Source organism: Chitinophaga agri (assembly GCF_010093065.1).
GTDB classification, from domain to species: Bacteria; Bacteroidota; Bacteroidia; order Chitinophagales; family Chitinophagaceae; genus Chitinophaga; species Chitinophaga agri.
This window is the reverse complement of the sequence record NZ_CP048113.1, coordinates 1632867-1648660: the sequence shown is the minus strand read 5'-3', so window position 1 is coordinate 1648660 and position 15794 is coordinate 1632867. Positions and strand designations below refer to the sequence as shown.

Sequence of the window (15794 nt, the reverse complement as noted above, 5' to 3'; positions counted from 1 at the left end):
ACTTAACAAATTGTTTCGCTGTTTCAGGGATTCTTTATCCGGGGAAAGGTTTTCACGATATCCAGTCTTTCGGTCAAATGGCTAATCTATCACAATTTAACAAATAGATTGCTGTATGTGACATCATTAGTTAGGTAAAAAGAGTATCGGGTTTCCTGGCAGCAAGAGCTATATAGTGGTTATTTGGGCTAAATATAGCAGGCATTGTTCTTGTCATGATATTAAGTCAAGTTGGGGATATCAGAAAAAATTTCGATTTTAGATAAATTGTTTTTTTAACCCAGATCGACATTAGATGCTTAAACAGATCTTATTTTTCATCATCATCTGCGGCTTTACCAGCAATTCGTACGCGCAATCTAAAGCACTTATCCTGACGGGCAACGGTAACGTACCCGTACCAAAGGGTATTTATCCGCCGTGGGTGCATGAATTTCATAATGAGGAAGTGATAAAGATCCTTCATGGCATAGTTGATGTAGACACTACCTCGGATCTTTTAAATTTAAACACCCGGTACCTAAAACAATACGATCTGCTGATTTGTAATTCCCTGTTTCTTGATCCCACGAATGATGAGTTGAAGGCTGTATATGATTTTGTAGCAGGAGGAAAATCGTTTATGACATTACATTGTGGTATGCTGAATTTTCTGAATTGGGACAGATATGAAGAATTTATAGGAGGGATCTTTATAGGAGGACCATCCACAGATCCTTCGGTATATCGTGTTTATACAAGCAATGAAGAACTCTGGGGATATAAGTATAGGTTCAGGGATTCTTCGGAACATCCAGTATCCAGGGCTGTAAAAGATTTTGACACTGAAGATGAGCTCTATTACTTCCAACCGTCTACGACGAATATCGAAGTGATTGCCAGGGCGGAGAATCACCCCGTGATGTGGTGGCATCCTATAGGAAAAGGCAAGGTAATGAGCCTTACGCTTGGTCATGATATTCGCGCCAAGAGAAATCCGGGGTATCAGGAGTTGTTGAAGAATGGTACAAGATGGTTAATCGGTTATCCGTTAATTTATTCGGATAAAATTCCGGTTATATCTGATAGAGAGCTCATATACAAAGATTTCGTTAACACATCAATAGTATTGGATAGCGGTTTGCTTATTCATTCAATAGACAATCCGGATTCGTTGTACAAAATTACATCAGGAAAAGATTTAGTCCTTGATGGAAAAGTGGGATCCGCCCCTTTTAACATCTCTGTAAAAAATAAGAAAGGACATGTTACGGCTAAAGAAGTACTCCTATCGATAGTCAGGGATGGTACCGGTAATATAGCCGGTTATTATGGTAATTCTATACAAGGTACCGCCTCGGAAAACACCAATAAAATGTTTGATATACGGAATATTATTGATGGAGATGCCGGGAGCAGGTGGTCCAGCCGCAATTGCGAACAGGCGGAGGTGATACTCGACCTTAAGAAAGAATATTCATTAGGCAGGATGCTTATTAACTGGGAAGCCTCTTACGCAAAGCATTACGATGTCTTAGGATCTGTTGACGGTAAAAAGTGGACCATCATAAAATCCGTTGTTGACGGTCATGGGGGAAAGGAAGTATTTGATATCTCTTCAACAAATGTTAGGTTTGTGAAACTGAATTTGAAAGAAAAGGCGACAGGGAAAAGAGGATATTCGATTTATGAGATGGAACTGTTTACATCTCTTAAACGCGGAGAACGCTAAAACTCATCTTCAATTTTACTTGTTCCCGGTGGGAATCAACGTACTAAAAATCGGTAACAACTGGTTCGAATTTGTACCTGCTATAACACATTGAATAATTTACATAAATTTACCGCAACCATTAGCCATTACGATGAAAAGACCCGACACAGTTCCGGCTAACGCGAACTGGAATCCCGAAGACAACCAATGGGAACTTGGACAATACAACTCAGCAAATCAAAAAATAAGTCGCTGGCAGGCATGGCATGCAGACGGACACCTAACCGGTACTATCGATTACAGGGACGGTCATCCTCCCTTCAGGTGCACTGGTTATCATCCCGATGGCACTGTTTCACAGGAAGGCGACTGGTACGGCGGCCACCAATGGAAAGGTACTTACCGCTGGATTAAAAGCGAAAACCCTTCTACAGAACCCTTTCCGGCAGGGGATGGCCATGACAACCCTAATGTATGGATCGTCGAATTCGACTACACGGAGGAAGAAGCTGTCTATAACGCTCAGCGTTATTTCAACAAGGAACGCCAACCGGTCTCCGTCATGGGGGAGCCTTTACCTCCCCGGCCTGCCAGTGTACCAGCACGCGCCCATTTCGTGCACAGTTCTCTTACCCATAATCGAAAAAGCTGCTGGGTAGCCGGACAGATCAACGGATCAACAGGAAAGTTTATTGATGATTATGAGGAATGGGATGAGCTGGGCAATCTGATCGTAAAACGTGTATACCACCACACTACTTTCCAGGTGCTGGAAGAACATCAATACCGCAATGAACAACGCTATCAATCCATTATAAATGGCCCCGGCGATCAAACGCTGACCAGCTATTTTTATGAGAACATCACCCCTCCGGTCGTTAAAGAAACTATACGTGCCGTAAATGAAAATAAAGATCGTACCTACACCTTCTTCGACCAAACCGGTAAACAACTCTACTCGTTACGAATAGAGAAGATCGGAGAGCAGCACACGAAAAGGTATTATAACGATATCCTCTCTTATGAATCCGACCTCACAGGTGACAAGATCAATGTACATTATTATTATCCTGACGGTAGTGTGATGATAGCATACGTATCGAACGATAACGATAGCGGTAGATGGGAATACCATGAAAATGGAAAAGTGGTATTGACAATAGTCGTGGATGATGAAGGGAAATTTAAAAAAGATGCTGCGTGTTCAGCGTTTCTTACCCCGTACGCAGATTTTACACCAACCACCGCTGAAACCGACTTTGAATTGTCTGCCACTGCCTTCAAAAAGCAACACGCAGTACAGGAGAAAGAGCAACGGTTGGCCGCATTGCCCGTACCGGCATTCCTTGAGAAAGAACTGAAAAAAATTGAATGGACAGAAGTGGACGTGGCAATGTATGGAGGGGATAAACTTCCTGTCTATATCAATGCCCTGTTTGCCGGGGACGAAGCAGTAGCGTCGATAGCTGCAGATCACATCTGGTTGGAAATAGAACACCAGGGCAGCATTTACGAAGCGACCTATAAGGTGGCTACAATCATCGCCAGGTGTCGCCATCATTACAAAAATGTCCCTGTGATCTATTCCCGGCTGATGAACTTCATCTTTTCCATACTGGCGCTTCCGGGTATCGAAGATTATAAGAAGTTTTATAAACAGCTGGTAAAAGCTTTTTCAGACGCACAGCCGGAACTGCTGGACAGCGCTAACGATACGAATGATGCCGTGGCCTTAAAAGCGTACTACATGCTATTGCATGCAGGTCGGGAAAGTAATTCGACAGCAACATTCTTCCACCAGCAGTGGACAAATCAGGAGAACTCTTTTACTAAAAGAAGCTATGCCTTGTTCACACTCGGCGAATTGTACCTGCGCACGAAGCAGGAAGAAAGGTTGGTCCGCGAGTTTTCCGCCTTGCTGGATACAGCCAGTGATAAGTTCATCAGGCTCATACTGGCGCTACAACTTGTGATGGCTACTAAAAAGCAGGCACAGGATAAATGGCTGATAGAAATAGTTAACGCCTTTGCTGATCCCGTTCCTTTTGAGGAGAACTTTAATGCACTGCATCCTTACATGGGAGATTATGATGCACAGGAATACATGCTGATGGTACTGGACTTTGCAAAACCAGATGTGTTGAGAGAGAATATTGTACCCATTATAGAAATGCTGCCACATGTAAATTCGCTGAAACAGGCAACGCTGCTGGATGCCATATGCACGATATTGTTCCCTACAGCATCAGCATTCAAAAAAATTAGTCCCATTCAAAAACAAGCCTTGTTTGCAATGGCGGAAGTAATGGACCGGGATGTCGTTTTCGTGAATCACAAAGAAGTACTGGACGCCTATGGATTGCCAGGCACGACGTTGGCATTACAGCAACTGGCAGCTAAATAACATTACTTTTTCTTGTCTAAATCCATACGCTTAAATGATATTAACTCAGCGCGGAGGGGTGAGCGATCCATCTCATGTATATAGGGCTGAAAACAAATTGTTTCAGTTATAATATATGCCGGTGATATGCCCACGCTATCTGGCAATATTCATTAAACAGTAAAAAGGGCGTCTCATAAGTTGGAGACGCCCCTTTTACTGTTTGATATCACTTAACCACAAACGGTTGCGTAAGTATTATTTTACACTATACGCTTAATGCCGGAACTACATTATGGACGAGGATCCAGCTGGATATTGATAGGTTCATAACCATTTCCCGGCAGGATCTCAAACATCATTTCCGCCCAGGGATGTCTTCTGTTGCCTGCAGCTGAAATAAATGCTCTTGAAATAAATACCCGGTGCTGATTCTGAATCCACCAGTTCTGTATCTCACCGAGCCTCCAGATATCGGTTCCGTCTTCGTGCACGATGTTATACCGGAAGCTAACGTTACCTCTGAATACGGCAGGGGTAACCCTATCCTCACTGTAGAATACAAGATACTGGTCCCCGACTTTTACGTCATTCCAATAGGAGTCAAAATAGAAATGTGGTACTATATTATTTGCTTCAATCTTTACATAGATCTTCTGAGGGACCAATACTGCGGCACGGTCATTCAGATACTGTATAATATAGCTTCTGACTTCGTCTTTCTTTACCGGATCTTCTATCATCTCATACAGTGGTAACAGCCCATTTTCTCCGAAATCTATCAGTTCCGCATTGTCCAGTGTCGAACTTCCCTGCCAGCCGGTGATGTCAATAGTTGGTGTTCCGGTAGTGAGATTCACTGTTCCCAAAATTGCTTTTGAAGGCTCTCCGCCCACAGTTCTGAAATGAAGGCGCTGGTTAATATTTGAATTTTTTTCTTCTTCGCTGTAACTGTAGTTAAGTCCGGCAGTTATATTAAAAAGCTTTTTTAATCCAACGTCGAGACCTATCTCAGAAGATCTTGTTCTTTCACTGGCTATCGATTCAGATTGATACTTTACTTCCAGTTTAGCGCCCAGTATAACATCAGTTAGCACATGGGTGCCATAAGCAGCAACGATCTGAGCCGGGGTTTTACTCTGGATGTCCGCCAGAAAGGTGGGCTGTAGATACTGCTTCAACAGTGCTATATCAGCATTAACTTTTACTCTTTTTTGCTTGATCACCAGATCATAGCTGCTGTAAATAAACTTTGTATTAAAAGCATCAGTGCCGCTAAATGACGTTTCCACAGAAGCCTTAAAGAGTGGAACGTCCACACCGGCTTTCACTTTTGTGGATTTTTTTTCGAGGTAAGATTTTGCATTCTCGCCTGAAGTTAAAAAGCCTTCCTGCGTACTGGAAAGATCCCACTCAACCCGGAGTGGTTCGGCGCTTCTTAATGCATCTACATTAATCACTGAGAACCTGGATGCACTGGAATTGGCATATTCTCCGGTCGCGTCATAACCGTATCCTAAGAGATCGTTTTTTCCATCCCCGGCAGAAAGCTGAGTGACAGGACGATCTAGGGTTTCTGATTTGGATAGCTGCTCTTTCTTGGCGCAACCTGTAACGGCCAGGATGCCTGCAAAAGTTGCAAGTTTAACTGCGTGTCTGAATTGCATGAGGGAATGTTAATAGGGTGAAACTATAGGTTATTGTTGGAGGATTTACAATAGGTAATACCGATCACCTGATGGCAATACATTGCTACATATAGGATATTAATGTGATCAACTAGTGCTTAGGGAATCTGAAGTTTTACTTATGGTATGTTTGGGTTTGGGTTTAAGTGATATCCCTCAAATTTAAATATTTTATTTTGAGTTTTGCAAATATTTTAAGGCTGGTAAGAACGGCATATCTCAACCTGATAAGTTGGCAGTTACAGTAGGTAATATTCCGGACTGATCCTTCGTATAATATGGTTTGAATGCCTCGTATAAAGACGTTCGGTTCAGTTATTGTACAATTGTCTTAAAAGAGTATATCGCTAATCAGCAATGCACTTATATGCCTGAACGTAAACCGTCATATCTCAGTTTTAATAAGCAAAGCTATTCATGGCGCCGCGATATTGATTACAGGAAAAATCCTGCGTTGTACAGGATCGGAAAAGGAGAGCAGGGAGTACTGATCTGTGAGCCATATAAAAGCGAGATTTTACCCTACTGGCGTTTTAAAGATCGATCTGCCGCCAGGGAAAGTAGCGACAAAATACATGAGTTATTTCTCGGTTATCTGCAAGAGGATGACTTTGTAGGGGCTGATATGGCAAGGAAATTCCTTCAAATGGGATTCACACGCGCAAGACGTTACACGAATTATAAGGGAGGGGTTAAATATGATAAGTCCCAAAACTATCGACTGAATGAAAAGGGCACCGGCGATCCCGAAAAAGCCATCGCAGCTGCCATATTCTATGAGAAATGGAAAATGGCCGAGCAAAACCCTCTTTATAAAGAGAAAAAATTGAAATGGAAACAACGTGAGGAGTGATCACAAATTCCAGAGCAACGCTACTATTAAAATAAGAACATTGCCCTGGAACGAAAATCTGACTATCAGTGTTATTATCGACGACCTGCCAGCTAGTAGTTACAATGAAGCAGTGCAGGAGCGTTTAGAATGCCGATGTAACTGACGCTTCTTTATTCAGCAACTCCGTAACTGCCTGATGGAGCTGTGCTTTGGTGAATGGCTTTCTCAGAAATGCGTCAGCGCCATTCTCCAATGCCACATCCTGGGCGGCAGCATCCACACCAGAGATCATGATCACTTTTATCGAAGGATGTTCTTCTTTTACGAAGCCAAGGAAATCGATACCGAAGCCATCGGGCAGGCGATTATCTAATATGATTAAAGAAGGTATCGTGTGTAGAAGATATTCCTCAGCTTTAGCAATGCTTTGCACATGTTCTACTTCCGTTCCTGTACCTTCGAGTAGTATGTTTAACAACAGGCACAGGTCTCCTTCGTCTTCAATGATCAATACTTTGTGGGTTTTTGTTTTCATACTTAGGTTTGTTATGGTGAGGGAATGTAAAAAAAGCGTGCCAAATGGTAACATGCTGACCATCCAGGTCCCGCAGGCATAGATGCCGCAATGTATCTGCCAGCATAGCTAAATAACAGAAAAGTTTAACAGATAACGACCCGTTGATTCCTCCCGGAGCAATAAGTTGAATGTTTTTTAAGTGTATTAGCCATCTCATTGCTATAAAGATCTCCCTCGCTAAAGTGATGTTTTTCAATAGCTGTTCCTTTCCCTAACATGTGTCTTAAGTGAATTAAAATATTTGTGGTTGTCTGATAATCAGCTGTTTGTATCAATATTTGTTTGTTTTATTGCCTGATATTTCTATAAATTTGAGCATACGGTAAACAGCCTAACCAACTGTTTATCCTGATCCGGGGAGTTCTATCTGTACGCTGCTCTTGCCCCGGCACCCACGATTATGAAACTATTGTATACGCATTAACCATAAACAATCGCACCTATGGCTTAGAAATCCTTACATGAGCTAACATCAGATCAGCCACCTTAAAACCAGTAAAAATCCACAAAATGAAAAAAGTTTATCTCCGGCTTGCCGCTGTGGGCATGCTATGTATTGCATTGTATGCATGTAAAAAGAACATTTATGAGTCTGATAAGGCTGAGCACACGGGTACAACGGCCCGGGCCAACGAATCTGTCAGCATCTGGACAACTACCGGCAGCCAAAGCCAGCTGCTGCAACAGCAAGGTAATGTCACATTCGGTCCGGATGCAGGAACGGCTGCTACAACGATCACTGTAAATGAAGGCACTACCTACCAGACGATCGACGGGTTCGGGTATACGCTCACCCAGGGGAGTGCTAAATTAATCAGCAATCTATCCGCAACGGCCCAAAGTGCATTGTTAAATGAACTCTTCAGCCCCTCCAGTGGTATAGGTATTTCAGTAGTCCGCATAGGCGTAGGCGCCACCGACCTGAGTGACTATTCCTACACCTATCGTGATGGTGCGGCATTCAGCTTATCCGGCCCGGACCTCACATACACCATTCCCATACTGAAAAAGATCCTGGCCATCAATCCGGCGATCAAAGTACTGGCTACGCCATGGACGGCGCCCAGATGGATGAAAACCAATGGCTCATTTATAGGAGGGACCCTGAAAGCTGAAAACTACGAAAGCTATGGCCAATACTGGCTCGATTATATGAACGCCATGAGGGCACAGGGTATCGAGATATGGGGCATAACTCCTCAGAATGAACCATTAAACCCGCATAATGAGCCCAGCATGACGCTTACCAAGGAAAACCAGCTGGGATTGATCAATGACTATATCGGTCCGAAATTAAGAGGCGCTGGGTTCAATTGTAAGATCATCTGTTATGACCATAACTGCGATAACACCGAGTTCCCGATATATGTAGCTAATAACAGTTCCTATGTGGACGGCTCCGCATTTCACCTGTATGGGGGCAGTATCGCTGCTATGACCACGGTAAAAAATGCGACCAATAAGAATGTCTACTTTACAGAACAATACACCGATAAAAACGGTAGCTTTTCCGGCGACCTGGCCTGGCATATCCAGAACGTAGTGATCGGCTCTATAAACAACTGGGCCAGGACTGTACTGGAATGGAACCTGGTCAGTGATTCCCAGGGTGGCCCGCATACACCAGGTGGCAGTACCGTGTCAATGGGTGCGGTAACGATCGACGGTACTACCATTACCAGAAGGGTAGGGTACTACATCATCGCACATGTCTCCAAATTTGTACAGCCCGGCGCTGTTCGTATCTCCTCCAATAGTGCGGGGAACATCCAGACCACCGCATTCAGGAACAGTGATGGCTCAAAGGTATTGCTGGCCTTTAACAACAGCTCTTCCAATGTCTCTTTTAAAGTAAAATGGGGCAGCCAGTCATTTAACTACACGTTACCCGGCGGAACGGCGGCTACTTTCAAATGGTCTGGTGCTACCACGACTACAGCGCCTATCGGGCAAAACATCACCCTGAAAGGGTTTAACAACCAATACGTGAGCAGTGAGAACGGTACACAGCCCATGAACTGTAACCGCCCAACTGCATCAGGATGGGAAACCTTTACTGTCGAAGATGCCGGTGGTGGTAAGATCGCACTGCGCTCTCAGTCCAAATATGTATCGTCCGAGAATGGCACACAGGCCATCACCTGTAACCGGCTGACTGTCGGTGACTGGGAAAAGTTTGACTGGGTCGTGAATGCGGACGGCAAGATCTCGCTGAGAGGAAGCAACGGCCTCTATATCAGCTCTGAGAACGGAACGCAGGCAATGACGTGTAATCGCCCATCCATATCCGGCTGGGAAGCATTTGGTGTTAATCAGTGATCCGGTCCATTACAACCTGTTTACCCACCGCCGGCTCCCTGCCGGGTGGGTAAACTACCTCTTATGATATGAAATTTATACTACTCAAAGGCTTACTACTTTGCTGTTGCGGCATCGTCCATGCACAGCGCCGGACTCCGCTACTGGAAGTGGAGGCTGCAGGTGGTTATCAGACGGCTGATCTGCGATGGTCAATAGCCGGTGCAGGCAGCGGACAATCACCCGATATTCTCTCCGAACTAAAATGGCGGGCAGTGAGTGGCCCCCTGGTTACTGCTACGGTACGGCTGCCGCTCAGCGGCGAATTATTCATCGGAGCAGAGGGATCAAAATGCTTTATCACAACAGGTACGGCTACGGATACTGATTATGCGGACGATGATCGTCGCCTGCCTACCTACCACGCGCAGCTGGATAGTGATGCCGGCAATTTATCCGCCTTCCGCCTGTATGCAGGCTACCATTTTCTGCAACGCAGGCGTATGCGTATGACTGTATCGGCCGGATATGCGGAGAACAGGGAGGCACTGTTCCTGCTCGATCATGCGGCTTATGTTCCCGGACAGAAAAATCTCCGCTGTACCTACGATACCCGCTGGAAAGGGATGACCGGAGGCATTGCAGGCCGATATCAGGTCACCTCCTGGCTGGACATAACAGTGGAGGTGCTGTATAGCCAGATGCGCTACACCGCACTGGCTGACTGGAACCTGATCGCTGCTTTTCAGCATCCGGTCAGTTTTCAGCAACAGGCCAGCGGATTCGATGTAAAGGCGGCTTTAGGGGCTGTTTTCCGGCTTAAAGGCTATTTGTCAGTGTTTGTATCAGGAGTATATCGCCGGGCTGAAACAGGGAACGGCACGGACAAATTGTTCCTTGAATCGGGAACTGTACAGACCACACAGTTTAATGGTGCATTCTCCAGTGCAGCCAGCGTGACGATGGGTACTGTTATCCGGTTTTGATACGGACAGACTCACCACGTTTGTCATGTCTTCCTGATCAGGTCCGTCCAGCTTGCCTTTTTATTCCTTTTAGCAACCACGCCCTCCATCTCCAGCAGATTTTTGACCCGGGTGGCATATGCCCAGCAGGTACCCTGGCGCATACCTGTTTTCTCCGCGATCTGATAAGAAGAGATGTGCCCTTTGGTCGTAAATACCAGATAGACGATGTAGAATGCCTTATTGATCGGGATCCGGTTATTTTCAAAGATCGTGTCATGCATCGGTGACTCCTCATACGCACACTTGTTGCACCGCCGGCTGAAAGGCTTACGTCCCTTGCTGTAATTGGTATAGCCACATTTCCTGCAGGCAAATCCATCACTCCATTTCAGATCGGCCAGGAACTGGTAACATTTTTCCTGATCAGGGTACTTCTGGCTGAACTCTTCGAATGTCAGCTCCGCAGACGTGATCCGCGCATCCGTGATCTTTTCGATATTTGTTTTCAGTGCCGCATTATCTTTTTCCAGTAACCTGTTCATACGCGCGATCTCCTGCGCCTGTTCCTGTATCTCCCTGGACTGGATCTCCAGCTGCCTGGTACGGGCGGCTACCTGCTCTTCCAGCTGCTGATTGACGGATGCCTGCAACTTCAGGTTGTGCTGCATATGAAAGAAGGCGTCATCCTGGGCCTGCTTTTTCTCCTTCCTGAAAAGCCTGACCTGATCGCCGATGGAAAAGGAGAACAGCACCATTTCCAGGACAAAGCCGAAGACCATACTGTAGTGTCCCACCACTCCTGATACCCCTTTCACAAAGCCTAATACTGTGATCAGTTTTACAATAGCCCCAATGAAGAGGAATGCATTGCCCAGTACAAAGAAGCGCGCCGGCTTAAAGCCTTTGTACCAGATGATGAAACCAGAGCAGAACGCCGCAAATAGCGGAATGAGATCCAGGAATTTATAGATAAACCATTCTTTGCGGAGCAACAGGCAAACCGCGAAATAAAGTGTCCGTATAATGATGATCCAGTTGAGCAGCCGATACAGCGCGGGGCTCTGTCTTTTTACCCTTAGCAGCGTTCTGGCAAAAATGAGTGCGAACATACTCATACAATACAGCGAAATACCGTACATATATTCATTCAGTGCCGGGGCACCCGGCCATATGAACTGAAACGCAATGCCGTCTGTACTCATTTCATACACCCCGACGCTCACGATATACAACACATAATAAAGATAATGACTGAGCCTGGTGGCCAGCAGCATCAGCAGATTGTATAAACAGAAAACCAGTATCATACCATAGAACAACCCATAAGTGATATATTCTACCAGTGCATAGTTAATGAACCGCTCCACCGACCTGTATACCATGATGAAGTTGATCTCATTCAAAGATTTGATCCTGACATAGTATACATAAGTACCGGCCGACAGCTCAGGTATCAGGAACTCAAAGTTCTTATGCCGGTAAAGCCGCGCTGCAAAGGGTTGACCTGCCCCGGCATGTGCAGCCGTATAAACGCCATTGACAGCAGGCAGATAGAGCGTGATGTCATTGATGGTCTGGTCATAAAATTCGATCAGGCGCTGATTTTTTACCGCAGGACCCGAAACAGTTAGCCGCACCTTGAACCAGTACGCTGACCGGGTGTTAAAATTCTTCGGATAGTAATACGGATTAGGCTGAAATGCGCCGGTGGCATCCCTGGCCCTGACCTCACTGAAACTTATCGTGCCAGCGCTGTCTTCCAGCCAGTGGATCTCATCATAGGTAAATATATACTCGGCAGTGTTGTGGTCAATATGCGCAGGCCGTTGTGCCTGCAGGCATGTCAGAAAGCAGCAGCAGTAAATAACTGTCAGATACAGCGTGGAACGTACGTAGAAGCAGGCCATTTTGATGAACGGTGGAATTTTGGTTGAAGATCAAAGGAAATCCATTTAATCCTTTGCATCTTTTAAAAAAGGGAAAATAAATAAACTATCTGTACATAATCAAAGGGCCTTCCGGAAGTATTGTCCATTTTATAGGTTATCAATGATCGTGTGCGGATACATTTACCGCCGCAGCGAGTTCTGCTACATTTATGATAACTACTATTCTTCATCATTAAACCCTAACAGCAAATGAGATCACTTCTACTCATGGCAGTAGCATTGTTGTGCAGTACTGTATTGTCTGCTCAGGACTACTGGAGACCCCACACAGACGGCGCCAGGATCATTCCGGATAAAGCCGTATCCCGCCTCGCCTTTCCGGCTGAATTTAAATTATTCGATCTGAACATTGCTCCTTTCAGGGCGCAGGCATTTAAAACTGTTGGTAATGCTGCCACGCGTACTACTGTTATTTCCCTGCCCAACGCCGACGGACAGATCGAACAGTTCGAGATCACAGAGGCATCTAACTTCGAACCCGCCCTGCAGGCACGGTTTCCGGAAATAAGATCCTTTTCTGGTAAGGGGATCACTGATAAATACGCTACCTTAAAACTAAGCGTGTCCCCACAGGGTATTCAGACGATGGTCTTCCGTACGGGTAAGGAAAATGAGTTCATAGAACCTTATTCCGCCGATCATACGGTGTACACGGTGTTCAAAAAAAGACCGAACTCCCTGCCCTGGAAATGTTCTACACCTGAAGAACGGCTGGCCACTGACATCAGCCGCCAGGTACCCAACGTGGCTGCCCGGTCAACCGGCGATGCCAAAACACTGCGACTGGCACAGTCAGTAACGGCTGAATACTCCAATTACTTTGGTGCGACCAGTGCGTCGCAGGTAGGGTTGGTGCTGGCTGCTGTCAATGCAACCCTGACCCGTTGTAACGGTGTCTATGAAAGAGACCTGGCCATCCATCTGAACCTGGTGTCCAATACGACCAGTGTATTCTATTATGTGGCTAGCACAGACCCCTATTCAAATGCCAGTTCCGGTGCTGGTGGCGCCTGGAACAGCGAGTTACAGAATACGCTGAACTCCGTAATAGGTGCGGCTAACTATGACATCGGTCACCTGTTCGGTGCATCCGGTGGTGGCGGTAACGCTGGCTGTATCGGTTGTATCTGTGTCGATAACTCAAAAGGAAGTGGTTTTACTTCTCCTGCGGATAACATCCCGCAGGGCGATAACTTTGATATCGACTATGTGGTGCATGAAGTAGGACACCAGTTGGGCGCTAACCATACATTCTCTATGAGCAATGAAGGTACCGGCGTTAACGTGGAACCTGGTTCCGGTATCACCATCATGGGCTATGCTGGTATCACCAGCCAGGATATGGCCAATCACTCTATTGATATCTTTCATGCGGCCTCCATCGCGCAGATCCAGAGTAACCTCGCTACTAAATCCTGCCCGGTAACGACCAGCATCAGTGGCAATAACGCTACGCCTGTCGTAAGCGCTGGTGGTAACTATACCATCCCTGTCAGCACGCCGTTTGCCCTGACGGGTTCAGCGACGGACGCTAATCCCGGCGATGTCCTGACCTACTGCTGGGAGCAATACGACAACGCTTCTTCCTCCCAGACAGGTGCAAGTAGCGTGGCCAGTCCTACTAAAGCAACAGGTCCTAACTGGCTGACATTGCCTGCTACGACTTCCCCGACGAGATATTTCCCTAAACTGGCCACTATCCTCGCCGGCGGACTGGTATCCGGTCCGCTGACAGGTGGTGACGCGGGTGCCAACACGGAAGCACTGAGCTCGGTGGCAAGAACGTTACGCTTCCGGTTAACGGTCAGGGACAATGCACCCTACAGCTCTACAGCGCCGGTAACGATCGGGCAGACCAACTTCGCAGAGATGACGGTGACTGTCAGCAACGCGTCCGGTCCGTTTTCAGTAACGGCTCCCAATACCGCTGTCTCATGGGCTGGTAACTCCGCTCAGACCATCACCTGGAATGTAGCAAATACCACTGCTTCACCAGTTAGCACGGCTAATGTAAAAATATCGCTCTCTACAGATGGTGGTAATACATTCAACACGCTCGTGGCCAGCACACCGAATGATGGTAGCGAAAGTGTCATTATTCCTAATACAGCAACTACCACCGCCAGAATAAAGGTAGAAGCAGTAGGCAATATCTTCTTTGATATCTCCAATACGAACTTCACTATCGTATCCGGCTCCTCCTGTGTGTCTCCTTCCGCTTTGTCTGATTCCGCTGTCACCGCAACATCTGCTGTGGTGAAATGGGCTGCTGTAAGTGGCGCGGTATCTTATGATGTGGACTATAAGGCAACTACATCTGCTACCTGGATCAACGCCATCTCAGGAACAACGGGTACTGCTGTTGGCTTAACAGGTCTGGCCGCTGGTACGACCTATGACTACAGGGTACGGACGCGTTGTACCAGCGATAGCAGCTCTTACTCTGTTGCCCAGTTCACTACCACCGCCAGCACGACCTGTGGTGCGCCGACTGGTCTGACCAGTTCTGCGATCACCACTACTGCTGCCACCATCAGCTGGACGGCTGTAAGTGGCGCCGTGAGCTATGATGTAGACTATAAACCTGCTGCATCTGCTACCTGGATCAGTGTCGCGTCTGCAACGACTGCTACTTCAGCTGGACTAAGCGGACTGACATCCTCTACTGTATACGACTGGAGGGTGCGGACCCGCTGCGCAGATGGTAATGGTGCCTATGCTGCCGCACAATTCACTACGGCAACTCCGCCAACATGTGCGAACACATTGGATACATCTACCAATGGTACAATAGCAGGTGCTGCCACTATTCCGTTCAATACCGATGTAACAGGTCTTATCAGTCCGACCGGCGACATTGATCATTATAAGTTCGTGATCACCACAACGGGTACCATTACCATTACGTTAGGTACCCTGCCGGCTGACTATGACCTGAGACTCCTCAACAGTGCAGGTACACAGCTGAACATTTCTCAGGCAGGTGGTACCAGCAGTGAAACGATCAGCAGAAGCGTGACGCCTGGTACTTACTATGTACAGGTATTCGGATACAGTGGTGCTAATAATGCAAGCTCCTGCTATACGTTACGCGTGCAGTTAGGTACTGCCAGCCGTAGTACTGATATGGTTACCAGCGATGTGCCGAAAGTAGCGGTATTCCCGAATCCTGCTAACAACTTTGTGAACGTGAACCTGACAGGTTTCAAAGGCAGGTCTGAGGTAAGTATCTTTGATGTGAACGGCCGCGTAGTATTGCGTCGCGAACTAAATCCGGTGAATGCGCAGCTGGATATCTCTGCATTACCTGCAGGTGTCTATATCCTCAGAGTGAAGAACGGAGTGAAAGAAGTGAGTAAGACAAAGGTCATCAAGCAATAAAAATACGTATTGCCTGTAATAT

The 15794-nt window shown here is 46.4% G+C and carries 9 protein-coding genes; 6 read left to right on the top strand and 3 right to left on the bottom strand.

Translation table 11 applies throughout. The features are described from left to right. Positions 1 to 295: 295 nt before the first annotated feature. Both GWR21_RS06145 and GWR21_RS06140 read left to right on the top strand, forming a co-directional pair. Positions 296 to 1711 carry a ThuA domain-containing protein gene (locus tag GWR21_RS06145; RefSeq protein ID WP_162330880.1) on the top strand — a complete coding sequence of 472 codons (1416 nt, stop codon included), beginning with the start codon at positions 296 to 298 and terminating at the stop codon, positions 1709 to 1711. A 133-nt stretch (positions 1712 to 1844) separates the two neighbouring features. Continuing rightward, positions 1845 to 4097 (top strand): hypothetical protein, encoded by a 2253-nt coding sequence (locus GWR21_RS06140; protein WP_162330879.1) that lies wholly within the window; start codon positions 1845 to 1847, stop codon positions 4095 to 4097. Between the two features lie 272 nt (positions 4098 to 4369). Here the strand turns inward: GWR21_RS06140 and GWR21_RS06135 are convergent, their stop codons facing one another. Beyond that, the gene (locus GWR21_RS06135; RefSeq protein WP_162330878.1) at positions 4370 to 5743 is read right to left on the bottom strand and encodes an MAC/perforin domain-containing protein; all 1374 of its coding nucleotides are present in this window, start codon (positions 5741 to 5743) and stop codon (positions 4370 to 4372) included. Between the two features lie 388 nt (positions 5744 to 6131). On the opposite strand from GWR21_RS06135, the gene GWR21_RS06130 reads away from it, so the two are divergent. Beyond that, a complete protein-coding gene (locus tag GWR21_RS06130) occupies positions 6132 to 6617 on the top strand; it encodes a DUF4385 domain-containing protein (protein WP_162330877.1) in 486 nt (161 codons plus the stop codon). 124 nt (positions 6618 to 6741) lie between these two features. Here the strand turns inward: GWR21_RS06130 and GWR21_RS06125 are convergent, their stop codons facing one another. Then, positions 6742 to 7134: a response regulator gene (locus GWR21_RS06125; protein WP_162330876.1), complete on the bottom strand. Its 393-nt coding sequence runs from the start codon at positions 7132 to 7134 to the stop codon at positions 6742 to 6744. A 552-nt stretch (positions 7135 to 7686) separates the two neighbouring features. On the opposite strand from GWR21_RS06125, the gene GWR21_RS06120 reads away from it, so the two are divergent. Next, positions 7687 to 9495, top strand: a complete 1809-nt coding sequence (locus GWR21_RS06120) for a glycoside hydrolase family 30 beta sandwich domain-containing protein (protein ID WP_162330875.1) — start codon at positions 7687 to 7689, stop codon at positions 9493 to 9495. 68 nt (positions 9496 to 9563) lie between these two features. After that, positions 9564 to 10460 (top strand): omptin family outer membrane protease, encoded by an 897-nt coding sequence (locus GWR21_RS06115; RefSeq protein WP_162330874.1) that lies wholly within the window; start codon positions 9564 to 9566, stop codon positions 10458 to 10460. Between the two features lie 23 nt (positions 10461 to 10483). Here the strand turns inward: GWR21_RS06115 and GWR21_RS06110 are convergent, their stop codons facing one another. Then, positions 10484 to 12349, bottom strand: coding sequence for a 7TM diverse intracellular signaling domain-containing protein (locus GWR21_RS06110; protein ID WP_162330873.1), 1866 nt, complete (start codon positions 12347 to 12349; stop codon positions 10484 to 10486). A gap of 231 nt (positions 12350 to 12580) precedes the next feature. Here GWR21_RS06110 and GWR21_RS06105 point away from each other — a divergent pair, with 231 nt between their 5' ends. Then, positions 12581 to 15772 (top strand): zinc-dependent metalloprotease, encoded by a 3192-nt coding sequence (locus GWR21_RS06105; protein WP_162330872.1) that lies wholly within the window; start codon positions 12581 to 12583, stop codon positions 15770 to 15772. Positions 15773 to 15794: the final 22 nt, after the last annotated feature.